At 63.4% G+C, this 25,586-nt stretch carries 20 protein-coding genes; 4 read left to right on the plus strand and 16 right to left on the minus strand.

The features are described from left to right. Positions 1-196: 196 nt before the first annotated feature. From AEQU_RS09540 to ngr, 4 genes are all read right to left on the minus strand, one after another. Entirely contained in the window at positions 197-1,714 is a 1,518-nt protein-coding gene (locus AEQU_RS09540; RefSeq protein WP_022740792.1) for an IMP dehydrogenase, read from the minus strand. 107 nt (positions 1,715-1,821) lie between these two features. Next, positions 1,822-2,154 (minus strand): hypothetical protein, encoded by a 333-nt coding sequence (locus AEQU_RS09545; protein WP_022740796.1) that lies wholly within the window; start codon positions 2,152-2,154, stop codon positions 1,822-1,824. A gap of 190 nt (positions 2,155-2,344) precedes the next feature. After that, positions 2,345-3,154: an alpha/beta fold hydrolase gene (locus AEQU_RS09550; protein ID WP_022740804.1), complete on the minus strand. Its 810-nt coding sequence runs from the start codon at positions 3,152-3,154 to the stop codon at positions 2,345-2,347. Between the two features lie 216 nt (positions 3,155-3,370). Then, on the minus strand, positions 3,371-3,979 hold the full coding sequence (gene ngr, locus AEQU_RS09555; protein WP_022740807.1) for a nigerythrin: 609 nt from the start codon (positions 3,977-3,979) through the stop codon (positions 3,371-3,373). A gap of 165 nt (positions 3,980-4,144) precedes the next feature. On the opposite strand from ngr, the gene AEQU_RS09560 reads away from it, so the two are divergent. Beyond that, the gene (locus AEQU_RS09560) at positions 4,145-5,578 is read left to right on the plus strand and encodes an aminopeptidase (RefSeq protein ID WP_022740810.1); all 1,434 of its coding nucleotides are present in this window, start codon (positions 4,145-4,147) and stop codon (positions 5,576-5,578) included. Between the two features lie 293 nt (positions 5,579-5,871). Here the strand turns inward: AEQU_RS09560 and AEQU_RS09565 are convergent, their stop codons facing one another. The 3 genes from AEQU_RS09565 to ptcA all read right to left on the minus strand — a co-directional run bounded on the left by AEQU_RS09565 (position 5,872) and on the right by ptcA (position 9,757). Beyond that, positions 5,872-7,077: an agmatine deiminase family protein gene (locus AEQU_RS09565; RefSeq protein WP_022740813.1), complete on the minus strand. Its 1,206-nt coding sequence runs from the start codon at positions 7,075-7,077 to the stop codon at positions 5,872-5,874. Between the two features lie 25 nt (positions 7,078-7,102). Then, on the minus strand, positions 7,103-8,623 hold the full coding sequence (locus AEQU_RS09570) for an APC family permease (RefSeq protein WP_022740814.1): 1,521 nt from the start codon (positions 8,621-8,623) through the stop codon (positions 7,103-7,105). Between the two features lie 63 nt (positions 8,624-8,686). Next, the gene (gene ptcA / locus AEQU_RS09575; protein WP_022740818.1) at positions 8,687-9,757 is read right to left on the minus strand and encodes a putrescine carbamoyltransferase; all 1,071 of its coding nucleotides are present in this window, start codon (positions 9,755-9,757) and stop codon (positions 8,687-8,689) included. 321 nt (positions 9,758-10,078) lie between these two features. On the opposite strand from ptcA, the gene AEQU_RS09580 reads away from it, so the two are divergent. After that, positions 10,079-11,047, plus strand: a complete 969-nt coding sequence (locus AEQU_RS09580; protein WP_022740822.1) for a helix-turn-helix transcriptional regulator — start codon at positions 10,079-10,081, stop codon at positions 11,045-11,047. A gap of 123 nt (positions 11,048-11,170) precedes the next feature. On the opposite strand, the gene AEQU_RS09585 is transcribed toward AEQU_RS09580, so the two are convergent. From AEQU_RS09585 to AEQU_RS09615, 7 genes are all read right to left on the minus strand, one after another. After that, a complete protein-coding gene (locus AEQU_RS09585) occupies positions 11,171-12,010 on the minus strand; it encodes a hypothetical protein (protein ID WP_022740826.1) in 840 nt (279 codons plus the stop codon). A 796-nt stretch (positions 12,011-12,806) separates the two neighbouring features. Then, the gene (locus tag AEQU_RS09590; protein ID WP_022740830.1) at positions 12,807-13,097 is read right to left on the minus strand and encodes a YerC/YecD family TrpR-related protein; all 291 of its coding nucleotides are present in this window, start codon (positions 13,095-13,097) and stop codon (positions 12,807-12,809) included. Then, positions 13,097-14,020 (minus strand): branched-chain amino acid transaminase, encoded by a 924-nt coding sequence (locus AEQU_RS09595; RefSeq protein ID WP_022740833.1) that lies wholly within the window; start codon positions 14,018-14,020, stop codon positions 13,097-13,099. The genes AEQU_RS09590 and AEQU_RS09595 overlap by 1 nt, the downstream gene beginning before the upstream one ends. 126 nt (positions 14,021-14,146) lie before the next feature. Beyond that, complete coding sequence (locus AEQU_RS09600) at positions 14,147-15,532, minus strand: MFS transporter (protein WP_022740836.1); 1,386 nt, start codon at positions 15,530-15,532, stop codon at positions 14,147-14,149. 186 nt (positions 15,533-15,718) lie between these two features. Further along, positions 15,719-17,953 carry a carbohydrate-binding domain-containing protein gene (locus tag AEQU_RS11960; RefSeq protein ID WP_022740840.1) on the minus strand — a complete coding sequence of 745 codons (2,235 nt, stop codon included), beginning with the start codon at positions 17,951-17,953 and terminating at the stop codon, positions 15,719-15,721. A gap of 279 nt (positions 17,954-18,232) precedes the next feature. Then, the gene (locus AEQU_RS09610; RefSeq protein WP_022740843.1) at positions 18,233-18,928 is read right to left on the minus strand and encodes a DUF4956 domain-containing protein; all 696 of its coding nucleotides are present in this window, start codon (positions 18,926-18,928) and stop codon (positions 18,233-18,235) included. 251 nt (positions 18,929-19,179) lie between these two features. Then, complete coding sequence (locus AEQU_RS09615) at positions 19,180-20,124, minus strand: polyphosphate polymerase domain-containing protein (protein WP_022740847.1); 945 nt, start codon at positions 20,122-20,124, stop codon at positions 19,180-19,182. Between the two features lie 303 nt (positions 20,125-20,427). Here AEQU_RS09615 and AEQU_RS09620 point away from each other — a divergent pair, with 303 nt between their 5' ends. After that, complete coding sequence (locus AEQU_RS09620; protein ID WP_022740850.1) at positions 20,428-21,102, plus strand: response regulator transcription factor; 675 nt, start codon at positions 20,428-20,430, stop codon at positions 21,100-21,102. A 6-nt stretch (positions 21,103-21,108) separates the two neighbouring features. Beyond that, positions 21,109-22,752: a sensor histidine kinase gene (locus AEQU_RS12965; RefSeq protein WP_022740853.1), complete on the plus strand. Its 1,644-nt coding sequence runs from the start codon at positions 21,109-21,111 to the stop codon at positions 22,750-22,752. A 181-nt stretch (positions 22,753-22,933) separates the two neighbouring features. Here the strand turns inward: AEQU_RS12965 and AEQU_RS12810 are convergent, their stop codons facing one another. Next, positions 22,934-23,224 (minus strand): cytochrome c3 family protein, encoded by a 291-nt coding sequence (locus tag AEQU_RS12810; RefSeq protein WP_022740856.1) that lies wholly within the window; start codon positions 23,222-23,224, stop codon positions 22,934-22,936. Positions 23,225-23,619: 395 nt separating this feature from the next. Next, entirely contained in the window at positions 23,620-25,344 is a 1,725-nt protein-coding gene (locus tag AEQU_RS09635) for an FAD-binding protein (RefSeq protein WP_022740860.1), read from the minus strand. Positions 25,345-25,586: the final 242 nt, after the last annotated feature.

Here is a 25,586-nt window from a genome sequence, read left to right on the forward strand (position 1 = left end):
TATCGAATAGTGTTGATCTTTTATCGCCTATAAACAAAATCGAGGGACTGCCAATATACCGCAGCCCCTCGATAGGGTCGATCATGTCGAAAACCTCGAAAAGCTCGCCTCGGAAGCTACAGCCTCTTTACGCGACCCTCGGCACCGCCCCCGCCATCCTCGCGACAGCATACAGCGGCGCAAAATCCCGGCCGGTTTAGCGGGTGTTGCTCGCGTAGGGGGCCTTGTCCTTCAGCAACACGTCGTGGGCGCCGCCCTCTACGATGGAGGTGGCGGACACCAGCGTGAGCTTCGCCTTGTCTTGGAACTCGGGAATGGTGAGCGCACCGCAGTTGCACATGGTGCTCTTCAGCTTCAGCAGGGTGATAGCCATGTTGTCCTTCAGGCTGCCGGCGTAGGGCACGTACGAATCGACGCCCTCTTCGAAGGACAGCGACTTCTTACCGCCCAAATCGTAGCGGCCCCAGTTGCGGGCGCGAGCACTCCCCTCGCCCCAGTACTCCTTCATGTAGGTGCCGTTCACCATGACCTTGGCCGAGGGGCTCTCGTCGAAGCGGGCGAAGTAGCGGCCCAGCATGACGAAGTCGGCGCCCATGGCCAATGCGAGCGAGATGTGATGATCGTACACGATGCCGCCGTCGGAGCAGATGGGCACGTAGATGCCGGTCTCGCGGAAGTACTCGTCGCGGGCCTTCGCCACTTCAATGGTAGCGGTGGCCTGGCCGCGGCCGATGCCCTTGGTCTCGCGGGTGATGCAGATGGAACCGCCGCCGATGCCGATCTTCACAAAGTCGGCGCCCGCGTCGGCGAGGAAGCGGAAGCCCTCGGCGTCAACCACGTTGCCCGCGCCGATCTTCACGTCGTTGCCGTAGTGCTCGCGCACCCATTCGATGGTCATCTTCTGCCAGTCGGAATAGCCCTCGGAGCTATCGATGCACAGCACGTCGGCGCCGGCCTCGACAAGCGCCGGCACGCGCTCGGCGTAGTCGCGGGAGTTGATGCCCGCGCCCACCATGTAGCGCTTGTGGGCGTCCAAAAGCTCGTCGGGATTGGACTTGTGGGAGTCGTAGTCCTTGCGGAACACGAGCGCCACCAGATGGTCGTCCGCATCCACAATGGGCAGCGAGTTCAGCTTGTGATCCCAGATGATATCGTTGGCGGCCTTCAGAGAGGTGCCATCCGGAGCCACCACGAGCTTCTCGCGCGGCGTCATGAAGTCGGCCACCTTCTCGTCCATGGACATGCGGGAGAGGCGGTAGTCGCGCTCGGTCACGATGCCGAGCAGCTTGCCGTGGGCGCTTCCGTCATCGGTGACGGGCATGGTGGAATGCCCGTACTGCTCCTTCAGAGCCACTACCTGCTCGAGCGTCATGTCGGGGGAAAGGTTTGCGTCGGAGGTGACGAAGCCGGCCTTGTAGTCCTTCACGCGGGCCACCATGGCGGCCTCGTCCTCGATGGATTGGTTGCCGTAGATGAACGACAGACCGCCCTCGGTGGCGAGCGCCACGGCCATCTTGTCGTCGGACACGGCGGCCATAATGGCGGAAACCATCGGCACGGAAAGCGAGAGCGGGCACTCCTCCTCGCCCTTGCGGTATTTCACCAGCGGGGTCTTCAGGCTGACGCGCGCCGGAATGCAATCGGCCGGCGTATGGCCCGGAACCAGCAGGTACTCGTTGAATGTGCGGGACGGTTCATCGAAATAGTAGGCCACGGCTGCGCTCCTTCTTCCACTCGGTGCCCTAACGGGGACGGGCGGCCGTCGGTGCCACGACGACCAAGTGTTTCAACCCACGCTCCCCGCAATGAGTAATTGACTCATTATAGGCCGAGACGGGACCTGGTGCCAGACCCGCCGCAGACCCGCCCCATTTTTTCGGCAGCGGTCGAAGGCGCGGCGGCCGCGACGAGCGCGAGCGCCGGAAAAGGGAAGGAGCCCCGAGAGGCTCCTTCTTGTCGCATCCGTCGCTGCCAAGCCTGCTTGGCTCGCGCTCGGCTGTACTTCACCGAACCATGAGCGCCGTGCCCGCAGGCGAACCCGTTGTAGCGCGGCTTAGCCGCCAACGTTGCTTCCTCGGCCGACTGCCGCCACACGACATCGCTTTTCGGCTTCGCCGCCTGCACCGGATGCGCCTTCTTCCGCTTCTTCGACATTCCTCTCACCTCCTTCACGTTATGGCTTCTTCAGCGGAAGCATTCTAGCAGAATCTGACCAGCCAGAGCCGTCTCTCGCACGATCGTTTGGAAGTTGGCAAGGCGAGCGCCGAACATCTGCGCCCGATCATTTGCAAGCTGCGAGGCGGCCGCGAGTGCCTGAAGCCGCCGCAATCCGCTGGGTGCAATCTCAGTTGCCGCCGAGCGCCTCTTCGATGATGGCGTTCACGGCAGCTGGATTATCGGCGTTGGAGTTATGGGCGGCGCCTTCTACCCAGCGGATGGGCAGGCCGGTGCGCTCCGACCACAGCTCGTTGTACTTGCGGACGAACCCCGTGCGGTCGAGTTCGCCAACGATCAACGTGAGCGGAGCGGTCGGCGCGGCGTACTCATCGCTTCTCACCACCTCGGCCAGCATGGCGAACCCATGGGCGGAAAGCCGGCAGTACTCCCCTTTCTCGTAGCCGGCCAGGATCGAGCTCATGATGGCGCGGCCCTCGGGAGTTGCGGCATTGCCCTCGGTGCTCGTCTTCTTAAGCGTCCCCCAGGGGTACAGGTAGAACATGCGCGTCACGAAGGGCAGACAGGCCAACTCCCACCGCTTGTAGTAGTCGCGGCCGAGCGGCGCGGAGTCCACCGACACGATGCCGCAGGCGCGCCCCGGGAACAGCACGTCGAACACCTGAGCCACATAGCCGCCCATCGACTGACCCACGAGCACAGGTGCACTGACGCCTTCTGCCTTCATGATCTCCCCCAGCCAACGGGCTAGCTCAGGCAGCGAGAAGTCCAGCGGAAACGGGCGCGACTCACCATGGGCCGGCGCGTCCCACACCAGGCAGTTGACACGGCCCTCGAAGTGCTCGATCTGCGGCGCGAACAGGCGACGATCCGCCGTAAGCCCCGGCAGGAACACCACCCACGGCCGCGTCGCATCGGGTGCATCGCTTACCCAGTAGACGATCTTTCCCCGCCCCGTATCGAAACTCGCCTTCCGCATGTTCTCGCTCTCCTTTCGCCGCCGAACGACACCCAGTATCGCACATTGCCGGCAGAAGAAGCGCGAGGGCCGACCCCTGCGAAAATGCTCAGCCACAAAGCCCATCCCCGTGTCCGTCGCTCGCGTCCGGCAACAGCGAGAAGCACCCATGCGCACGAAAAAAGCGACCGCCCCGAAGGACGGTCGCATGAGGTGCGCGCTATGCGTACGAACGATTTAGAACTTGCGGAACTTGTCGGCCGGGGTGAAGCAGATGGGGCACTTCTCGAAATCGTCGCCCTTGTGGATGTAGCCGCAGATGGGGCACAGGTAGTAGGCCTCGTCGGTGGGAGCGTCGATGTTGTTGTAGGCGTCCATGTACAGCTCGGCGTGCACGGCCTCGGCGAGCTTGGCGCGGGTGAACACGAACTCGGCCTTCTTGTTGCCCTCCTCCTGAGCGACCTTGATGAAGCTCGGGTACATGTCGGAGGTCTCGTAGATCTCGCCCAGGGCGCCGGCGATGAGGTTCAGGTCGGTAGCGATGCCCTCGGCCTCGGGAGCGGCGGGGCGCTCGTAGCCCGGCTCGATCTCGGCGATCACGCCGGCCTCAAGGCCGATGTGGATCTGCTCGGCGGCGCTGGTGGCCTCGAACAGGCGGGCGATCTGGTCGAAACCCTGCTCCTTGGCGGCAGCGGCGCAGGCGGCGTACTTGGCGGACGCGCCGGTCTCGCCGCACACGGCAGCCTTCAGGTTCTCAAGCGTGGTGCCCACCTCGGTGATGGACTCGGGAACCACGTCGAAATTGCTGGAGTTCTCAGCGGTAGGGATAACGTCACGCAGATTCATGGAATCTTCCTTTCTTAAGCATCGACGACATCGTCTCAATGTCTGGGTCATTATAGTACGGCGCTCCCGCCCCGCGCATCGAGAAAGCAGGATGTAACAATTTCCAAACTTTTCCCCACAGATTGGTTCATACTGTGTTCGATCGCACAAGAGAAAGGATGTTACGTGGAACGCGAAGTGGCTTGGAAGAAGTACGACGAGGCGTCGCTGGACGAGCTTGAGGCGCTGGCCGTCGACTACATCGATTTCATCTCCGAGAACAAGACCGAGCGCGAGTGCGCGGCGGCCGCCATCGCCGCTGCTGAGGACGCCGGCTACGATTCGCTGGCTGATTGCATCGCCGCCGGCACGCCGGTGGGCCCGGGCAGCAAGCTGTGGGCCTGCGCCCAGGGCAAGGCCGTCATTCTCGTACATGTGGGGGCCGCACCGATCTCCGAGGGCATGAACATCCTGGGGGCGCACATCGACTCGCCGCGCCTCGACATCAAGCAGAATCCGCTGTATGAGACGAACGACTTCGCGCTGCTGGACACGCACTACTACGGCGGCATCAAAAACTACCAGTGGACGGCGCTGCCGCTGGCGCTTCACGGCGTCGTGGCCAAAACCGACGGCGAGGTGGTGGAGGTGAACATCGGCGACGACCCGGCTGACCCGGTGTTCTGCGTGACCGACCTGCTCCCCCACTTGGGTTCCCAGCAGATGGATAAGAAGGGCTCGAAGGTCGTGGAAGGCGAGGACTTGGACGTGCTCGTGGGCAACCGGCCGCTCGCCGCGACCGACGCCGACGAGGCGGACGACGGCGCCGGGAAAGCCGAAGGCGACAAGGCCTCCAAAGATCCCGTGAAAGCCTACGTGCTGGCGCTTCTGTCCGACAAGTACGGCATCGCCGAGGAGGACTTCCTCTCAGCCGAGCTGGAGGTAGTGCCCGCCGGCCGCGCCCGCGACCTCGGCTTCGATCGTTCCATGGTCATCGGCTACGGCCAGGACGACCGCGTGTGCGCCTACACCTCCCTTGCGGCCCAGCTGGCCTTGGGCGACGACATCCCCGCCCGCACCGCTGTCTGCGTGCTGGTGGACAAGGAGGAGATCGGCAGCGTGGGCGCCTCCGGCATGGCCTCGATGTTCTTTGAAAACACCATCGCCGAAATCATGGCGCTCGCCGGCGAGAGCAGCCCGCTGCGCCTGCGCCGCGCCCTCACCCGCTCGCGCATGCTGTCCTCGGACGTGTCCGCCGGATTCGACCCCGCCTACGCGAGCGTCTTCGAAGCGAAGAACTCCGCCTATCTGGGCTGCGGTCTCGTGTTCAACAAGTACACCGGCGCGCGGGGCAAGAGCGGATCCAACGACGCCTCGGCCGAGTACGTCGCGCTCGTGCGTCGCATCATGGACGACGCGGGCGTGAGCTTCCAGACCGCCGAGCTGGGCCGCGTGGACGCCGGCGGCGGCGGAACCATCGCTTACATCCCCGCGAAGTACGGCATGGACGTCATCGACTCCGGCGTGCCCGTGCTTTCGATGCACTCCCCCTGGGAAGTCACGAGCAAAGCCGACATCTACGAGGCCCGTCGCGGCTACGAGGCGTTCCTGCGCGCATAAAGTTCGCGGGAACCGAGGCTTCGACCGACTCATGCAATCGATGAGCGATTTTCGGACGGTTTTTTCGAGTTGTTAGGGTTCGGGATGACCATCCGAAAGAACCGGATGCAGATGATCGTGTGGCGACCTGGGGTTTTGCCGTTGTGTTCCCTAAACCGAGCGGCGAGAGGCCCTTTCCGCTTCCCCCACGACTCTAACAAGTCGAAATTCTTGCATAAAAAAAGGGGGCGGCTCCTTATCCCGGAGCCGCCCCTTCCATCATCGGAGGATGTCGAGCCGAACGCGCGAAGCCCCTACGCCGTGGGCTCCTGCTGGGTGATGCAGTGGATGTTGCCGCCGCCGAAGACGACCTGCTCGGACTGCACGCCCACGCACTTATAGGCGCCCGCGCCCCACACCTCGTCGTAGATCTCCTGCAGCGTCTGCACCGCCAGCGCGTCGTTCTCGTCGCCGTACTGGGGCACGATGACGCCGCCGTTGGTCACCAGGTAGTTCATGTAGGAGGCGATCAGCGGCTCGTCGGCCACGCGCGGCTCGGCGTTCTCGTCGACGTCGATGGTGTCGCAGGAGGCCTGGTCCATGTACAGGGGATTCGCCGGCATGGGGAGCTTGTACACCTTCAGCTGGCGTCCCTTCGCGTCGGTCGCCGCGGCCAGGGTGTCGTAGGCCTCATGGCACTGGCGGTAGAAGGGGTAGTCCGGATCGTCGGTCCAGATGACGGCCACCACGCCCGGGGCGATGAAGGTGGCCACGTCGTCGATGTGCCCGTTGGTCTCCTCCGGGTCGATGCCCTCCTTGACCCAGATGACCTTCTCTACGCCCAGATACGCCTTCAGGTGCTCGTCCATGTAGGCGCGCAGCTCCTCGCTCCAGGGCTGGAACTTCTTGGCGTAGGCGGGCCAGATGGTGTCCTCGTCGGCCTCCTCGGCGAGCACGGCGGACGCGGTGCGGCCCGGGGAGAGCAGGCACTGGTCGGTGACGATCACGGTGCCCTCGCCGTCGACCGTGATGGAGCCGCCCTCGAGGATCATGTCGTCTGGACGGTAGCGCACGCAGCCCGTGAGCTGGGCCATCTTCGCGGCGATCTGGTCGTCGGCGTCCCACGGGAAGTACAGGCCGTCGATGAGGCCGCCGTAGGCGTTGAAGTGCCAGTCAACCGCGCGCTTGCCGCCCGCCCCGTCGGTGACGAAGGTGGCGCCGGTGTCGCGGAACCAGGCGTCGTTGGTGGTCATCTCGACGACGGTCACGGCGTCGTCGTCCTCGAAGGCGGCCAGGCAGTTGGCGAAGTCGGCCTCGTTGGCGCACATGGTGACCGGCGTGAACTGCGAGATGGCCCGCGCGATGGCGGCGTACTGCTTCTGGGCCGGCTTGGCACCGTGGGCCCAGGTGTCGGTGCGGTGCGGCCAGCCCATCCACACGCGGTCCTGCGGGGCGAACTCGGCCGGCATGGAAAAGCCGTCGGTGGCGGGGGTGGAATCGGACTCGTAGATGGTCTTCATAGGGGATCCTTTCGGAGTAAATCAGCTAGAAAATCTTCTCAGACTTGCCGTCGTCGGCGGCGAGGATGGCCTCAATCTGCGCGGGGTCGGCTGGCTCGAGCTGGTCGGACTCGCCTTCGGCCTCAGCAGCCAAGCGCTCAGCGGCCATCGCGGGCGTGAGACCCTTGAACTCTTCTTTGCGACCGCGAGCACTCACAATACGCACCACCTCGCCCATGATAAGGAACACGACGAAGATGGCGAGCATCGGAACCTTGTCGGCCACTTCTTCGGCCGACAGCGGAATGACCGTGGCCACGCAGGCCAGCACCAGCTCGATAACCGGGATGGCCAGGATCACCTTCGCAGCCGTGCCCGAGAACGGGAAGCGGTACACGCGGGGGCGATTCGCATCAACCTTGCGCAGCTTCAAAAACGCCGGGAACATAGGGATGTAGGTGAGCAGCAGGAACACGACGGAGGTGGCGAACAGCGTCCAGAACAACCCGTCGGAGATGGCCTCGTTGGGGATGAGCTGGATGAGCAGCACAGCGGTTGCCACGATGCCGTTGACGATGGCGGCGCCGGTGGGCATGCCGGTCTTCGGGTTCTCGTGGGCGAACACGCGGGGCATGTTCTGATTCTTCGCGGCGTACTGGGCCACGGCGTTCACACCGAAGGACCAGGAGGCCATGTTCGCGAACAGGGTGATGAGGAACACCACGGCGATGATGATGATGAAGATGGGAGACGCCTCGCCCACCATGGTCATCACGGCCACGATCATGCCGAAGTCCGGGTCGATCTGGTCAGCCGGAATGGCAGCGCCGATGCCGAAGCCGCAGAACAGGTAGATGGCGCCGATGGCCAGGCCGCCCAAGATGATGGCCTTGGGGATGTCGCGGGCGGGGTTTTCCATGTCCTTGGCGAAGGTGCAGACCACCTCAAAGCCCATGAAGTTGAAGATGATGATGGACAGGTATCCGAGCGCCGCCGTGTTGGTCACATCCGGCAGGAAGGTCTCGGGAGCCATGGAGCCGGCGAACCCGTTGGTGCAGGCAAACCAAATGCCCAGCACGCCTACGGACACGGCCACGAGCACCTTCAGGATGGCGCCGCCGTTCAAAATCCACTCGGAATCGGACACCTTCGAGAAGCTCATGAACACGACGACCCATACGAATGCGATCTCGATGCCCAGCGTGAGCCAGATGTTTGCTTCGATGTCGGCGCCGAAGATCATGCCGAGAATGGGCGGGAACAGCGTGGCCAGGCTGGCGATCCACAGAGGGAAGTTGATCCAGTAGTACCAGCTGATGCGGGCGCCCCATTTGTCGCCCAGCGCGTCGCGTACCCAGTCGTAGATGCCGCCCTCCGAATCGTAGGTGGTGCCGAGCTCGGCCACCACCATGCCGTAGGGCAGAAGGAAGGTGATGATGAGGAAGATCCACCAGAAGAACTGCTGGTTGCCGATGGCGGCGGCAGGCGCGGCGGCCTCGCACACGAACACGACGCAGATAACGGACAGGATAACGGACATAAAGGAGAATTTCTTCTTACCACTCATAGGGGTAACTCCTTGCATTCGATAAGAGTCGGGAGAGTTGCGGCTCTCCCGACTCCGCGTGTCTTACAGGCCGTGCTTGCCGAGCTTCGCCATGCACTCGTCGATGGTGGCGCGGTAGGCGGTCGCCTTCCCCTCGTCGGGCTCGCTCTGCGGGCACAGGGTGGCCAGGATGGCGCGAATGGAGTGCTTGCGGTTCTCGGCCTCGTCCCAGCACAGGCTGCGCGCCGGGTCGTCCATGACCTCGTCCACCACTTCCTCGCCGCGGGTGGCCGGCAGGCAGTGCATGAACTTGGAATTGGGGCCGGCGGCGTCCATCATGTCCGGGGTCACCTGGTACTTGGGGTAGAACACGTCCATGTAGCTGTCGCCCTCGACCTCGTCGTCGTAGAGGCCGTACCACACGTCGGTGTAGACGAAGTCGGCGCCCTCGATGACCGAGATGTCGTCGGAGATCTCGATGGTGCCGCCGGAGACCTTGCAGTTCTCCTCGCCGATCGCCATGAGCTCCTTGCCGAAGGCGGCGCGCTCCTCGGGCGTGCCCACGTGCAGGCCGCCGTCGCAGATCTGGTGGCCCTTCGGCCCGAACTGCGCGAAGTCCATGCCGATCTTGGAGCAGATGAACATGAGCGAGACGCACACCTGGGTGGCGTCGCCGACGAAGGCGAGCTTGCAGTCCTCGATCTTCTTGCCCTCGGGCAGGTTCTCGACCATGGTCATGAGGTCGCCGAGCTCCTGGGTGGGGTGGTTGTACTCGCTCATGCCGTTGATCACGGGCGCCGCGGAGTACTTGGCGAGGTCGACGACGTCCTTGTGGCGGTCGACGCGGGCCATGAGGATGTCCACCAGCGACCCCATGACGCGCCCGGAGTCCTCGATGGACTCGTGACCGCCCAGCTGGATGGAGCCGGGGCCGAAGAACTGCGCGTGGCCGCCCAGGTCGGTCATGGCCGTCTCGAAGGAGATGCGGGTGCGGGTGGACACCTGCTGGAAGATCATGCCGAGCGTCTTGTGCTTCAGCAGCAGCGGGTACTCGCCGCCCTCCTTGATGAGCCCCTTCATGGCGATGGCGAGATCCACCATCCCGAGCAGCTCCTCCTTGGTGAAGTCGTTGGTGTCGATGTAATCCTTGACCATGGAAATCCTCCTTGGACTCGCGGGGCCGTCCTGCCCCTTGCAGGACTGAGCACCCCTCAAGCGTCCCCGGGATCGGCGGGGCGCTCCTCTTGGCGCACAGCATGGGCCGCACCGCAAATTTTGAAAAGAAATAAGCAAGATTATTTTTTCTTTCCCGCTAGACGACCCCTATCTAATCCGAAATAATCCCCCCGTTTAGAGGTGATGAACGGGGATGTGTGGTATGAATAGGGCATCCGCTTACACTGCCTCGCGCGAAAGCGCGCAGACAATCTAATCTCCTTGCATCCAGAAAGTTCGATAGCGCGGAGGAGGCTCGCTATGGAGACAGCGTTCTACCTCTACACCATCGTTGTGATGCTTTCCTGCGTAGCCTCAGGCTCGGTTTCGCTCTCGGCCTATTTTGTCTCGCGCCGCAAAGCGTTTCTTTATGCCGCGATTATGCTGCTGTTCTATTTTCTCGATCTGGCCCTTATCTTCCAGTACGAATACTTAGGCCAGAACACGGAGTACTCGATCGCCCAGTTCTATACGATCGACCACCCTCAGCTGAAAATGATTTTGGCCCTAGGCACCCTTGAGTCCATATGGCTTATCCTGTGTGATTTCATGAACGAGCGCCGGCGCGCGTGGCGCCTTGTGCCGGCCCTCGTGTTCATTGCCACCAGCGAGCTCGTCGTTTGGTGCCTGCCCGTGGATCAATTTCGCCAGTGGCTCTTCTACACGCTACGCCAAGCTTTTCTCCTGTGGTGCATCGGGTATGCGGTCTTCCGCTATGCGACATCGAGAAGCGAGGTGGAGAAGGCCCGGATGCGCCGTCAGGAGCCAGTGCTCATCGCCGCGGCGGTTCTCTGCCTGTGCATCATCATCGAGGACGTGGCTATGATCCTCGTCTTCGACTCGTCCGTGTTCGCCGCGGCGGCGCTTTTGCCCCTCTATATCAGTGAGCGGAATTTCTCGGAGAACATCCTGCTTCTCGCGTTCTCCTTCTTCACCCTGCGCGCCGCTTCCGACACGCTGCGTCTGCGCTTCAAAGAGCCGCCCGCCGCCGACGCGCCGGACACCCAAACCTACGTGGACGAGCTGCTGCCCGCTTTCTGCGAGCGTTACAACCTCACAGCCCGCGAGCGCGTCATCGTGGAGCAGGTGCTGCAAGGGAAAGACAACCAGAACATCGCCAGCTCGCTGCAGCTGGCGCTGGGCACCGTGAAGGCCCACGTGCACAACATCCTGAAGAAGACCGGCGTCTCCACCCGCCAAGAGCTGACCCAGCTGTTCTGGAAGGGATAAGGTCGCCGCGCTTCCCCGTAGGGGCCGACCTTGGTCGGCCCTCCCGGCAAAGAAAGACTACCATGCACGAAAAAGGGGCGACCAAGGTCGCCCCCTACGAAGGTTTACTCTACTGCCTCGTGCCTACTCGGCGGCATCCTCGGCCCAGGGGCTGGCGTACACGGCGTAGCTCGCGAACTGCGGAGCGCCCACAGCGTAGATGTCGTAGTCGGCCGCCTGGCCGGGCTCGGTGTCGACGATCTTGAAGAAGCCGCCCTCAATATTGCCGTCCTGATCGAGCAGCACCACATCGACGCGCGACTGCGTGGCGCCATCCAGGGATTCGGACGCGGTCACCGTGCCCGTGAACTCCTTGGCACCGAACTGAGTGTCAGTCGCGCCCTTGTCCTGCACGGTATACACGTCGGCCAGCGTTTGATCCGTGGCCTTCCACGAGCCCTCGGGCGTCGTGATGGCGAACTCGACGGTCGCCGGCTTCACCACCTCAGTTGAAGTGGCCGAGGAGTTGGCGGTGGATCCGGCCACATAGGAATAGTAATAGGTAGAATCGGGCAGCACGCCGGGAGTTTCGATGGTCTCGTCGAAGATGACGTTGCCGCCATCGTCCTTGCCCACGACTTCGATGACCGGATCAACCGCCTCAACGGTCTTATTGGGGTTCTGCACCTCTACGGCGAAATCTACCATGCCGTTGTCGGCTACGAACCATCCGGAATCGACGATCTGCAGCTCAGCGGGATTCGCGGCCTCCTGCTCGGCCGTGGCCGCATCGGCCTCGGCGTCGGTTTGCTCATCGACGGCGGCCTGACCCGCCGCCGGGCCCTGGGTCTCTTCAGTCTGCACCACCGCCTGCTCCGATCCGGCCGGTGCCGTCTGACCGCTTTGGGCCGCGCACCCCGCAAGGCTTACCGCGAACAGACCGGAGAGTGCCACCCAGCCCATGTACTTCAGCTTCATTGTCATCACCATTCCCTTGAAGGTTCTTGTTACGCAAACCATGCAAGTAAATGATTACCCCGCTCGTGTACTAATTTAGAGTGCAGTGCCCTTTCGTAGCCTCTGCGCCACTGCTTTGTTTCAGCTGAAATTCCCACGTCAACGCTAGGAAATCAAGATGCGGAAGGTCATAGTTCACAGAGCATCAACCGAAGTGACCGCCCCTTGAACGCTTTGCTTCAGCTCCATGGCAATACAAGAGATTTGGCCCGAAAAACACGAAGGCCCGCGGGAGGGGGGATCCGCGGGCTTCATGTTGTGGCGACAGCGAGACGAGGAGAAGCTTCGCCACCCAGTAAAACAAGAAGAGAGGAGGTGTTGCAGGACTTCGTTCCCTCGGCCCTGCTGACAAAAGTTATAATAGGTTAACTGATTCGTTCGCACAAGGGAGTTAACCTAGGTTTACACTTTCTCCACAACTCTCGCGCACCCAGCCCGCACCTTCGTCGGTATCACGCAGCCCGGTCGCCCCGCCCCTGTTTGACGGAATCGTGCACGGTTATTTACGCCATGGTAACTGCAAAGCCGAAAGTCTTCCCAAAGATCGTCCCTCCCCTATACTGCAACCAGCGAAACGGAAAAGAGCTGATCAATCTTCTCCTTTCCCCTTTCCTTTCCTTCTTCTCTCTTTTGGAAGCGGGCGCCCCTCAACAAGCCCGCTTCCCGAGAACGAGATTCCCCGATCCGTTCTCGAACCCCTGCAAAGAGGCGGCTCCCCCAAGCCGCCTCTTCTCTTTTTTGAATGCGTCTACGGTCGCTCTATCTACTGCCGCTCGTCTAAGATCTTGAGCGCCTGCTCATAGCCGCCGGCACCGTAGCTCAGGCATTTGGAAACCCGGGCGATGGTCGTGGCCGAGGCTCCCGTCTCTGCCTCGATGGCCGCGTAGGACTTCCCCGCCGCCAGAAGCCGCGCCACGCCCAATCGCTGGGACGTCTCGCGGATCTCGCGCACGGTGAACAGATCTTCCAAAAGAGCGAATATGGTATCGGGATCGTCGATGGCGGCCAGCACACACAGCAAATCGTCGACGTCCGGGGTGCGAATCTCAGCCATTAGACCTCCGTGAGCCAGTCAGCGTACTCGTCGATACGCCCGTAAACCAGGTCGAAGAAGCGGTCCTGCAGCGCGCGGGTGATCTCGCCGGGCTTGCCGATAACGCGGCCGTCAACGGAGCCCACGGGCGTGAGCTCGGCGGCCGAACCGGTCATGAACACCTCGTCGGCGATGTAGAGATCGCTGCGGGTGAGGCTTTCTTCTACGGCGGGAATCTCCAGGTCATCGGCCAGGCACAGCACCGCGTCGCGCGTGATGCCCTCGAGAAGTCCATCGGAAAGCGGCGGGGTGGAAAGCACGCCGTTGCGCGCAATGAACAGGTTCTCGCCTGTGCCTTCGCAGACGAGCCCCGCCTCGTTCAACATGATGGCCTCCGCGTAGCCGTGGGCCTTCGCCTCCATTTTCGCGAGGATGGAATTCATATAAGAAGCCGTGGCCTTCACTGCCGGCGGGATGGCGTTGTTCGAGCGCTGCCGCCACGATGAGATGCCCACGGCCACGCCGTTTTCCAGCGCGTCGGCGCCCAGGTAGGCATCCCAGGGCCACGCGGCAATGACGACGTCCACCGGCGCGCCCGTCGGATCGACGCCCATGACGCCGTAGCCGCGGTACACCAGAGGTCGGATATAGCAAGCCGGAAGCTTGTTGGCGCGAATGACCTCAAGCGTGGCGTCCATCAACTCGTCGACGCTGTAGGGCAAATCGATCTGGGCGATCTTGCAGCTACGGTGCAGCCGCTCCATATGGTCGCGCAGACGGAACACGAAAGACTTGTCCTCATCGGGCACCTTGTAGCAGCGGATGCCCTCGAATACGCCAGAGCCATAATGCAGCGAGTGCGACAACACATGGCAGGTCGCCTCCGCCCACGGCACCAACTCGCCGTTCTTCCAGATGTAATCGACCTCGGTGATGTCGGCCATGCAACCATCCCTTTCTCAAAAGAGGCGGCCCGCGCCTTCGCGTCTCGCCGCCGTTTCCGCCATTGTACTCCAACGCACTAAAGCGCTGAAGCGCTTCCACGAAGGCGGCAGAATCGCCTCGGCTCTCTACAGCGGACGGCGCTTCGTGAAGCGGGAGTAGAAGACGGCGGTGACCAGACCGGCGGCGGCCACGACGAGGGCGGCGATCATGGCGCCGGCGAAGCCCTCGGCGCTAGCCTGGGCGGCAGGCACACCGGCTGCGGCGGCCGCTGCCGTGGCGGAGCTCATAATGCCAATATAGGCCGCCGGCCCCAAGCATGCCGACAACTGCACGGCCATGGACATGAGCGTCACGCCGTGGGAATCCAGCTCGTCGGGCAAGCGGCGCAACCCGGCCGTCTGGGCTGGCGAGAGCACCATGCCCGTGCCGAGATAACCGAAGAAGATGCCCGCCGTCGCCACGACGACCGACGACGTCAGCGCCCCGGCAATGGTGGCCGCAAGCCCTGCGACGGCGATGGCGAGCCCCGCCGGCAGCAAGGGCCACTCGCCCCACCGGTCCAGAGCGCGCCCCGAAAGCACCGAGGCCGCGGCGTTGGCCAAAACCGGCGCCACCATGAGCACGCCGGCCGCGCTGGCCGCAAGCCCCGCCGCTTCTTCGAAATACAGAGGCGCCATGACCGACAACGAGAAGTAGGTCATCATCGTCACCATGACGAGCAGCGCCGCCGGCCAGAACATTCCGTGGTGCAGCGGCTCCATAGACACAAGAGGGCGCGCCAAATGTTCTTGGCGTCGGGCAAACCAGCCGAGGGCCAGCGCAGCGCCGATGAGCGCCGCAGCGCCCACGGCTGGACGCAGCGTCACCTCCGAGAGTCCCACGCACAGAAGCGTCACACCCGCCGCCGTGAGCAGCGCCGAGGGGAGATCGAAGCGCGCCCGCTCGGGCTCGCGGCCGCCGCGCACGACGAAGATGCCGGCCACCGTCAGCGCCACGGCCGCCGCCAGAGGCACGAGAAACACGCTGCGCCAACCCAGGTCGCTCACCATGAAGCCCGTCACAATAGGCGCCGTGGCGGGGCCGATGGTGATCATGGCCGAGCCGATGGCCAGATACGTCCCCAGGCGCCCATGGGGCACGCGGTCGACGATGACGTTCATCATGAGCGGAATGAATACGCCCGTGCCGACCGCTTGCACGAGCCGCGCCACCAGAAGCAGCGGGAAGTTCGGCGCCAGAAAGCCGCCCGCAGAGCCCGCAATGCTCAAAGCCGCCGCCGCGAAGAACAGCGTCCGCATAGACAGGCGCCGGTACAGGTAGGCCATGCAGGTGACCACCACGGTGACGGCGATCATGTAACCGGTCACAAGCCACTGCGCCGCCACGGCATCGATGGAGAAATCGCCCATGATGGCAACGAGCGCCATATTCACCAGGTTCTCGTTGAAGCCAGCCAGAAACCCGCAGCCATAAAACACCGCCAAAAGCGGGCCCAGTGACGAATCGCGCATATCTTTCCTTTCCCTTTCGAGTTCGAACCGTGAAAGCGCGGCGGAACCTGAAGGGACGGCCGCAGGCAGCGTAGATACGAGGGGCGCGCCGGCCTATTCACTGCCGTCGCGCTCCTCGCCGCGTTCTGCTGACGAAAAGTGTAGCGCACAAACTACGCAAAAAGGTGCGCGAAGCGCCGTAGATGGCTAAGCCGTTGCTTCCGGCGTCGAAGCTTGAGCGTCGCGGCCGCCGCGATCGCCGCGGTCGCGGGGGGCTTCCATGCCGCCCGGGGCACCCATGGCGCCCATGCCGCCGGAAGGCGTCGTGGAAGCGGTGAAGTCGGTCGTAGCGTCGCCGGCAACGAGCTTGCTCGTCGCGCCCTCGGCCAGTCCTGGCACCGACAGGGTGACACACTGGAAGGACACGGGCACCGTGCAGCGGGCAAGCACCTCGCCGCTCTCGCTTTCCACGGATAGCTCGGTATTCGCCGAACCGTTCAGGCTCACCAGGGCGAAGGGCTGGGTGCTCCCTTCCGAAAACGTCTCGGCCATGCCGACGCCTCCGGCCAGAATGACCGTGCCCCCCGTCACCGTAGCGCCGTACTCGTAGTCGAGCGCACTGTCGCCGGCCCCGGAGCTGGCTCCGACAAGCTCGCCGCCCGTGACTTCCACGTACCCGTTGGAGTCCACCGCGTCACCGCCGGCGTTGATGGTCACCACGCCTCCGTTGATCTGGATGAGGCAGTCCTCACTGGCGTTAGCACCCATGGGGCCGCCCGCGCCGCCGCGACCGTCGCGAGCGCCGAAGCCACCGCCTTGCTCGCCGTCGGGCACCTGACCGGGCTCGACACCCTCCGGAAGCTCCGGACGCTCGCCTTCCGCGCCTTCGGGACGCTGGGGCATCTGACCCTCCTCCATATCTTCGGGACGCTCGGGTCGCTCGCCGTTCTGGGGGCCGAATCCAGCAGGCGGCTCGGGCATCGCATCATCGCTGTTCTGTCCAGCAGGCGGCTCGGGCATCGCGCTGTCGCCGTTCTGGCCAGTCTGAGGCTCGGGCGCCTGGTCCGATTCCGCGCCGTCCGGAAGCTCCGAACGCTGGCCGCCCCGTCCATTCTGCGCGTCAGCGCCCTGACCGCCGTCGCCCTGGCCCTCACCGCCTTGGTCGCCAGCATGATCGTCCTGGCCGACAGTCGATCCCGCGTCACCGGACGCATCGATTGTCGCGTCGTTGGAGTCGCGCTCGGCCACAGCGGCGTTAATACCGTCATCCGACGCCGTGATGTTCAGCTCGCCGTTGTTAACGATAACTTCCTGCGCCTCGATGCCCTCCTCGCAACCGGTTACGGTGAACGTGCCGCCGTCCATGGTGAACTTCGTCTCGGGGTTCATGCCCTTGCCGCCGGCTTCCACGACATAGGTGCCCCCGATCATGGCCGCCTCCACGTCGGAGCGCAGGGCGTGATCGGCCGCCTTGATCTGCGCGTCGCCGCCAGCCAGACGCAGATACGTGGCCGCCTGGAAGCCCTCATCGCCCGCTTCCACGGTGAACGTGCCACCGTCGATGGACACAAACCCGCGCGTCGGATCCTCGTCGTTGCTCGACTTCACACCGTCGCCGCCGGCCGTGATGGCGAAGGAGCCATCGGCCACCTTCACGCAGTCCTTGCCGCGCAGTCCGTCCTCCTTGGCGACCACGGCAATCGCGCCGCCCGTGACCACAAGGTCGTCCTTGGAGTTCACGCCGTGACAGTAGTTGCCTTCGATGCTCAGCGCACCGGTGCCGTTGATGGTCAGGTCGGCCTTTGAGTACAGCGCCGCATTGGGCTCGTCCTCCCCTTCTGCAAGCGCATAGCTCGCACCGTCGGCCAACGTGTTCTGTGTGCCGTCGGCCAAGGTCACGAATACCCTGTCAGCCTGCTGGATGTTCAGCGCCGGCCCCGCCTCGTTGCGAATAGACACGCCGCTAAGCACGATCTGCACCTTGTCCTGGTCACCGGCGTTCACCACCAGCGACCCGGCCGTCAGCTCTCCGGTCACTGCATAGGTGCCGGCGGCGGATATAGTCACCGTGGCGCCTTCCACCGCAGCACCTTCGCCGGACACCGTCGCGCCCTGGCCCGACAACGCAATGTTTGTCGCGGAGGCGACATCGTAGGAAGCGTCCTTGTCGCGGTCGGAATACTCGAAATCCATACCGGGGATGTCGATAAGCGACGCCCAGTCCACCCCGTCAGTCGTGCCCGTTGCGCCGCTATCGCCCTGGGCCCGGCCGCTCTGTCCCTGCTCGCTTTTCTCGCCAGCGCCTTCGGCGGCTTCCTCGAACGTGCCGCCCGTGCACCCCGCCAGCGCCAGCGACCCCGCCAGCGCCACAGCCAAGGCTCCACAGCCCCAAGCCCGTCGTCGCGCCACGCAAGCGCCCATCATCTCGTTCGTCTTCAACATCAATTCTCCCTTTGTCGTTTGCCCTTATGGTCTTGCACTACTATTGGGCTCATCTCCCTAGGTGCTTCCCGACATCGGTGCTCGCCGACCTCTGCGCGCCCCCTGAAGAACGCGGCCGTCAAGAAACAGCTTCCACGTCAGCAGCAGCGATGCCGGGACGGTACCGACTCATGTGCGTCATCTTCGCTGTTTCTTTTGCCGCGTTCGGAAGGGGATCAAGCGCGCAGCGGGCGGCGAGCACCGATGCCGGAAAGCACCCCGTGGAGCACCCCCGAGGACCTACAGCGTCTCGCGCCCCTGAGGCGACATCCCCAGAGAGATCTTCAAGTTCCCGTTCAGGCACCGCAGCTCGTCGATCATCGCCTTCTCAAGCCCCCGCACGCGCAGACGCAGCTGGTAGGTCAGCTGGAAGAGGCTGCCCATGTTGGTGGTCGTCACCTCGGTCAGCTCCGATTCCGCGGCGTAGCGGTTGAGCACTTCGTCGAAGACGCCGTCGTATTCCAGATCCTCCGGAATGGTGATCCGCAGCGTCTTGCCCGGCTCGCGGGGACGCCCGAACGGCGTCAGCACGAACAGCAGGTTCACCACAGCCACCACCACGGTGAATACGCAGGCCAACCCCAGAAAGCCCATGCCCGTCGCAAGGCCTACGGCCATGGCGAGAAACACGCTGCCGATGTCCTTCGCCGAGCCGGGGATGGAGCGGAACCGCACGAGATTGAACACTCCCATGACCGCGATGCCCGCGCCCAAATTCCCGTTCACCAGCGTGATGACCATCTGCACGATGAGCGGTAGAAGCGCCAGGGTCACCACGAAGTTCTTCGAGCAGCTGTGCCGGAACATGTACACACCAGCGCAGACTGCGCCCAGCACCACCGAGAACGCGCAACACAGCAAGAAGTCCGCCGCCGAAACCGCTCCTACGAGCGATTCCGCCGTTCCGAACACCGACGAGAACGTTGATTCAGGCATGAGTTTCCTTTCTTGTTCATTCTCTGCCTACTCTTGCGAGCAACCTTCCAGACAATGCGCTCCCTCATTTTGGGCAGGAATTCCGACTTGTTAGACGTCTTTGTTCTGAGCTTCGCCGAAAAGAGGGCCTGCGAGTGGGTTTTCGCCCCAGATCGGATCACTTTTCCTCCGTTGAAGGACCTTGAAGCTTAGCCCATGTCTAACAACTCCGTTTTTTCGCCTATTTCCAGGACTCGCATTTCCCGAACGGTTCACGCACCACTACGCATAGCCCTTCGATGATTTCGAGCGCGCGGCTCAGCCGTTGCCATCTGATAAGCGTTGCCATACTTGGTAAACGAGGCCGGGTAGATGCGCTCGGCCGACAGAATCTCCACCAGCCACGGCGGGTAGGGCCCGGCGCTCTTTATCTCCATGATGGACTCGCTCGACTCGATGCTGGGCCGCCATGGCGAATGGAAGCAATGGCAGTCGAGATACTCCAAGCGATCATCGAAGGTGATGCGCAGATCGCTATCGAACAACTCGTCGCCACGCCGGCCCTCAAGCACCTCGGGCCGGTAAGCCCAGGCCACACGATCGCAGGCGATCCCCATGGACGGCACCAGGGGCAACCAACGGTCCATGGCCGCCTCCAACTCGCGGGCGATCTGGCGCGTGGCCGGCGAGAGCGCCGCAGCCGCAAGCGCCGCATCCGACAGCGGCCAGCGAGCGCAGGCCTGCTCGTAGGGCAAACCGCTCACGAAAGCCAGCGCCGCCGGCAACGTCAGGGCGAGCCGGCGCTTGTACACAATGCCCTTGAACTTCTTCTTGATCCCGAAAAACACAGGGAGGGCAGCCGCCGCGCCGGGCGCCTGCAGCCCCGCAGCCACCCGCGTTTCCACTTCCCCATCGGAAAGCGGCAGGCCGCCTGGCTCACGCACAATCGGCCCGGCACCGAAAGCTCCCATGAGGGCCACCCCAGCCGCATCCCCGTAGGCGCGCAGACGCAGCTTCTCCTTATAGAGCGGCTTTTCCACCGATCGGGCGATCATGGAGCGCTCCGGGGTGTCCAGGTACAAGCTCGTAATGCGAGTGCGCCCGTAGGCGTCCACCGCCATAGGCCCTCCAGCCGCGGCTTCCACGACGGCGCGCTCGGCCGCGCCGATGCGGTACTTCTTCTCCACGCGCTTGAACACGCTACTGTAGGCGGCCACGAATGCTCCTTCCTCGATAGCCCGCGCTATCCTGCTTCTGATTGGCCGGCGTTACCCTGTTCCCTATTGGCCCGCGAAGTCCCGATCCTCCGCAGGGCGGCCCCAACAATAAGGGGACTTCCTGAAAACTGCCTGAAGCAGCCGATTCCTTTCAGGTTGCCTTCAGGTGGGCCGTTACAATGAACCCCAGCGCTTCCCCAGGCCGCACGGTCCCGGAAGCGCACCGCGAAACGCCGCAACCGAGCCCCCGAGGCGTCGGCGCACAACAGCCCTTGGCGGAGGCCCCTTACGGAAAGGATCACCATGCACGTTCTGGTCGTGGAAGACGACGCCCGCCTCGCCGAGGCGCTGGCCCGCATCCTTCAGGACAATGGCTACGCCACCGACGTCGTGCACGATGGGGAGGCCGGCGTGCAGTACGGTGGGACGGGCACCTACGACGTCATCATCCTGGACGTCATGCTGCCCAAGGCCGACGGCTTCACCGTGGCCCAGCGCCTGCGCCGGGCCCACGTGAGCACCCCCATCCTGCTGCTCACTGCCCGCGATGCCATCAGCGACAAGATCTGCGGCTACGACTCCGGCGCCGACGATTACATGACCAAGCCCTTCTCCCCCGCCGAGCTTCTGGCCCACCTGCGCGCCCTCACGCGGCGCCAGGGCGATGTCGTCTTCGAGACGCTCACCGTGGGCGACCTCACGCTGAACCTGGAATCCATGGATCTCACCTGCGGAAACGAATCCATTCGCCTGTCGCAGAAGGAGTTCGCCATCGCCCGCATCCTGCTGGGCTCGCCGGGGGCGGTGCTTTCGAAGGAGCAGCTCATCAGCCGCGCCTGGGGTCCCTCCTCCAGCGCTTCCGACAACAACGTGGAGGCCTACATCTCGTTTCTGCGGAAGAAAATGGCCCACGTGGGGTCGAAGGCGAGGATCGAGACCATTCGCTCGGTAGGCTACCGGCTCGCCGAAGGAGACTAGCCGCCCATGGGCCGTCTGTCGAAGCTTCGCATCATCCCCCGCCCGCATCCCGCCAACGCGAGCGCCCCGAAACGTTCCGCCGGCGACGGCGCCACGCCCATGCTTCGCCAACTGAGGACGAAGTTCATCGCCCTGAACATGGCGCTGGCTGCCCTCGTGCTGGCCGCTTCCTTCGCCACCATCTGCTACGCCGACTACCGCGCCGACATCGACGACGTACGCAACCGGCTCATGGCAGCCACGAGCCGCTCCCTGCACGAACCGCAGCTCATCCCTGATGCCGAGCCGTTCCACCGGGGCGAGGGCCCTCGGGAAGGGGACGAAAGCGCCGCAGATGGCGCCCGCACAGAGGATGAAAACGCCCGCGCTTACGACGGGGCGGGCGGCAGCGCAAACGCAAGCGACAGCGCGGAAGACGCGAGCGCGACCCCCGAAGGCAGCGGCGACTCCGCAGCCGAAGCCGACGACCGTGCCTCCGAGAGCGGCTCGGCCCCCACCCCCACCCAGGACATCGGCGCCGGCACGAGTGATCCCGGCTTCGCGCCGCCCCGCATCGGCGGCCCGGGCACCACCGAGGAGGCATCGCTGCCCGTGGCGGTCTACTATATCGCCGACCGCACGGTTATGCAGCTAACGGATCGCTCGGGAGCCACCGTGCCCGAGGCGCTCCTCGTGCGCGCCATACCTGAAGTCATCAGCACCACCGAATCCTGGGGATACCTGCCCGACGTCGGGCTGTACTTCGCCAAGCATGAGGCCGGCCCCGACCTCATGGTGGCCTTCGCCGACGGAGGTGCTGCCGACGGCTGGCGCTCGCTCGCCCTCGTGCTCACCGCCGTGGGCCTGGGCGCTTTGGGCCTGCTGTTCCTGCTGAACCTCGTCTTCTCGCGCTGGGCGCTGCGTCCGGTACAACGCGCCTGGGCCCAACAGCAGCAGTTCATCGCCGATGCGTCCCACGAGCTGAAAACCCCGCTCACGGTCATTCTCGCCAACAACGCCATCCTACGGCAGCGTGGCGGCAACACCATCGCCAGCCAGCGCCAGTGGATAGAGAGCACCCAGATGGAAGCTGAGCGCATGCAAGGCCTTGTGACCGATATGCTCGATCTGGCCCGACCGGCTCCGGAGGGCGCCCAAGCCTCGGAAGGCCCTGCAGGCATCGTCGACCTCAGCCGTCTGGTGGAAGGCGAGGCCCTCACGTTCGAAGCCGTAGCCTTCGAGCGGGAACTCATGTGGGAGTGCGCCATCGACAAGGGAATTACCGTGCGGGGCAACGCCACGCGCCTCCAGCGGGCCGTGGCCGTGCTTTTGGACAACGCCTGCAAGTACACCAATGCGGGTGGCACCGTGACCGTGACGCTGAGGGCGCACGCCAGCGAGGCCGTCCTCTCCGTGCGCAACAGCGGCGAGCCCATCGATGAGGCCGATCTGCCGCATTTGTTCGACCGCTTCTATCGCGCCGATGCGGCCCGCACTCACAACGCCGCCGACGCCGAAAACAACGGTGGCGAGCCCGGCGCCAACACCGGCGGCTACGGGCTGGGGCTGGCCATCGCCCGCGACATCGCCCAAGCCCACAAGGGCACCATCGCCGTCACCAGCACCGCGAAAGAAGGCACCACCTTCACTCTGCGTTTGCCCTTGACGTAGCTCCAATTACGCACCATCTCTCGACAAAAAGTCAATGTTGTTCAGGAGCGCCCGGCCTGCCATGTGCGACCTCGCGATGAGCAGAACATGACCACTAGCCTTTGCTCGCTTGCGCCCGCAAGTAAACCGGCCCCCGCAACTGCGAGGGCCGGCAAGGGAGGGCGAATAATTGTCAGAGCTATCAGGCGTGACAGGTGAAGCACTCGTAAACGTTCTCGTGATGACAGGAGCCGCAGAGGCTCTCAGCTTGATCGGCGGCAGCGCGACTGTCGTGCATGATATGACAGGAGGCGCAATCGATATCCTCGTGCTCCACATTCGTCGGCAGGCCATGGGGATTCACTACGAGGCCATTCTTGTCGGTGCAAGCTTGAGAGTCGACTGTCTTTCCTGCAAGCGCTTCGTAGCTGTCGTGGCAAGTGAGACAGTAACTGGAGTCGATGTCGGTTTTTTTCAAGCGCGTCAGTTCCACCTCGGCCGACGCGACCCCTTCATGTACGTTCTGCAGTCCCTCGGAGTCAGAATGGCAGGAATTGCAGGCACTATCCTCATGGGTCGATGCGAGGCATTGAGCGTCAGCTGTAGATGAAGCCTGCTTAACATGACAGGTTGCGCAATCCGCTTCAGGAGACCACTCAAAGGCTGTCGCAGCCGTTCCGACAGTTGCAGATTCGGCTGTCCCAGCATTGTCCAAAGTTGTTTGCTGAGGGGCACAACCTGAGACAAGGGCAATGGCAAGAGCCATAACCGCCGCACCGAGGGCTTTCTCGCATCTGCCCCAGCGAGCTCTTTGCTGCAATAGAAAGTGATTAAGCATACGTTTCTCTTTCCTTACGAGGCCGCATTGCCTCAGAGGCGCAACCTTGGCTATGCCGCATCCCAAGGTTCCAGGGTGGCGGCATTCTCAGCAGCCACCTTACCAGTCATAACGGCCTCAGTCGTGTTGCCGGAACCGTGGTACACAAGGCCAAACTGCGATCCCAGCTCGCCGGCTGAATAGAGCCGCGGAATCTCATTACCCTCGTAGTCGACCACGCGACAGGTGGCATTGCTGCGCTTCGGACCGCCCTGTGTGTTCAGCAGGCTCGGCCACACTTCGATGCCATAGAACGGACCGGTCTCAATCTTGACCATCTTCTCCGGATCGCGACCGAAGTCCTCGTCGCGACCGGCGTCCACGAAGCCGTTGTAGCGAGCCACCTCCTCGGCGAACTCGGCCACGCCGACGAAGCCGAAGGCCTCGGCCAGCTCTTCAAGGGTTTCGCCCTTCTTGATGATGCCGCTGGCCAGCTCCTGGGAGTTGTCGTCGCTCCACTGGTACAGCTCGTGCTGTCCGAACCAGCCCATGGCCAGCTTGTCCTTGCCGCCATAGAAGTTGCCCGCACCCTCGGCAAAACGCGTCTGATCGAAGATGACGTAGGCCGGAGCACCAGCCCAGTCGTTGATGGTGTCAGTGCTGTCGGCAAAGCCGAGGAACTCTACGCCGGGGAACTGGCGGGTGTGGCCCATGCGCATATCCTCGCGGAAGAAGCGGCGGCCGTATTTGTTCACCATGATGACGGCCGGCTCGCTGTGCCAGTTGGTGCTCGTGCCCACGCGGCCGTTCACCTCGCTGTCGGGTTCGATGCGAGCGCCGTAGCCCTGCCATTCGATGCAGTCCATGTGATGGAGCCGTGCGCCGGCGGCCTGGGCCATGAGCACGCCATCGCCGCGGTTGAAGGGCGAGCCGGTGACGGCGATGTCCATGCAGGCGCGGATGTACTCCTGGGTGAGCTCGGGACTGGCCTCGTAGCCACCGCAGGCCAAAACAACTCCCTTGCGAGCTTTGATGAAGATGCTCGATCCATCGGCTTTTTCAGCCCGTACGCCAAGCACTTCCTTAGTTTGGGGGTTTTGCACGAGCTCACGACCGCGGGTCTCGTAGAGCACGGTTCCGCCCATGCCCTCGTAGATTTCCGCCATGGGCTCGTAGAAGTACTTGCCGCCCATGGCCTGATTGCCGTCGGCATCGGCCATGGCATGATGCTCCATGCCCGTCTCGGAGACGCCCTTCAGGCTGTTGTTCATGGTGGGGGCCATCTCGTGGAACTCTTTGGGATAGAAGTTGAAGCCGGCCCGCTTCGTGTCCATGTAGTCGATGCCGAGCTCTTCGATCCAATCCACCATGCCCGAGAGGGTTTGGCTGAATTCCAGCAGCTCCTGCTTATCGTCGCGCTGCAGGTTCAGGCGGTAGAGAAAGTCCGCATAACCTTGGACGTCGGTAGGACAGATCCATCCGCCGCCGCACACGCCGCTGTTGCCGCCGCGTAACTCTTTGGGGGCCACCTCCAGCACTACGGTATCGGCACCGGCCTTCATGCCGGCAATGCCGGCAGAGACGCCTGCGGCACCGAAACCAACTACGACAATATCGTGCTCCTCGTCCCAAGCCTCGGGCAGCCAGAACTCGTTTGGCGTTGTGGAGGGCAGCGTTTCAGTGGCCTCAGTGGCGCATCCGGCAATGCCCGCTACCGCCATGGTGCCGGCTACGAGCGCGCCAGTCGTCTTCAAGAAGTCACGACGATTAAGGGAATGGGCCTCAATTGTTCTCATGGTTCCTCCTCCTTGCAGTGAACCGATTCTATGGGGCGTCACGACTAACACCCTAAGTCCATCCTAGGACACCCGAGCCTGCTTGATTTGTTACGTACCGTTTAAACCAGAGACGCCCTGCTTAAACGAGAAAGAGAAAGATGTCGCAAATTACCAGGTCATAGCCTTGTGGCGACTTTAAGCGCTTAAGCGTCTTGAGGGCGGAGGAACGAAACGTTAGGATGGAGGGCAGGAGAGGGCGC

The sequence above is a fragment of the Adlercreutzia equolifaciens DSM 19450 genome (assembly GCF_000478885.1).
Taxonomy (GTDB): Bacteria; Actinomycetota; Coriobacteriia; order Coriobacteriales; family Eggerthellaceae; genus Adlercreutzia; species Adlercreutzia equolifaciens.

Excerpts from the sequence above, each read along its gene's own strand:
- AEQU_RS09600 (WP_022740836.1), bottom strand. The coding sequence starts at position 15,532 with ATGCGCGATTCGTCACTGGGCCCGCTTTTGGCGGTGTTTTATGGCTGC.
- AEQU_RS09610 (WP_022740843.1), bottom strand. The coding sequence starts at position 18,928 with ATGCCTGAATCAACGTTCTCGTCGGTGTTCGGAACGGCGGAATCGCTC.
- AEQU_RS09635 (WP_022740860.1), bottom strand. The coding sequence starts at position 25,344 with ATGAGAACAATTGAGGCCCATTCCCTTAATCGTCGTGACTTCTTGAAG.
- AEQU_RS09580 (WP_022740822.1), top strand. The coding sequence starts at position 10,079 with ATGGAGACAGCGTTCTACCTCTACACCATCGTTGTGATGCTTTCCTGC.
- AEQU_RS09550 (WP_022740804.1), bottom strand. The coding sequence starts at position 3,154 with ATGCGGAAGGCGAGTTTCGATACGGGGCGGGGAAAGATCGTCTACTGG.
- AEQU_RS09585 (WP_022740826.1), bottom strand. The coding sequence starts at position 12,010 with ATGACAATGAAGCTGAAGTACATGGGCTGGGTGGCACTCTCCGGTCTG.
- ngr (WP_022740807.1), bottom strand. The coding sequence starts at position 3,979 with ATGAATCTGCGTGACGTTATCCCTACCGCTGAGAACTCCAGCAATTTC.
- AEQU_RS09565 (WP_022740813.1), bottom strand. The coding sequence starts at position 7,077 with ATGAAGACCATCTACGAGTCCGATTCCACCCCCGCCACCGACGGCTTT.
- AEQU_RS12965 (WP_022740853.1), top strand. The coding sequence starts at position 21,109 with ATGGGCCGTCTGTCGAAGCTTCGCATCATCCCCCGCCCGCATCCCGCC.
- AEQU_RS09570 (WP_022740814.1), bottom strand. The coding sequence starts at position 8,623 with ATGAGTGGTAAGAAGAAATTCTCCTTTATGTCCGTTATCCTGTCCGTT.
- AEQU_RS09620 (WP_022740850.1), top strand. The coding sequence starts at position 20,428 with ATGCACGTTCTGGTCGTGGAAGACGACGCCCGCCTCGCCGAGGCGCTG.
- AEQU_RS09590 (WP_022740830.1), bottom strand. The coding sequence starts at position 13,097 with ATGGCTGAGATTCGCACCCCGGACGTCGACGATTTGCTGTGTGTGCTG.
- AEQU_RS09595 (WP_022740833.1), bottom strand. The coding sequence starts at position 14,020 with ATGGCCGACATCACCGAGGTCGATTACATCTGGAAGAACGGCGAGTTG.
- AEQU_RS11960 (WP_022740840.1), bottom strand. The coding sequence starts at position 17,953 with ATGTTGAAGACGAACGAGATGATGGGCGCTTGCGTGGCGCGACGACGG.
- AEQU_RS09545 (WP_022740796.1), bottom strand. The coding sequence starts at position 2,154 with ATGTCGAAGAAGCGGAAGAAGGCGCATCCGGTGCAGGCGGCGAAGCCG.
- ptcA (WP_022740818.1), bottom strand. The coding sequence starts at position 9,757 with ATGGTCAAGGATTACATCGACACCAACGACTTCACCAAGGAGGAGCTG.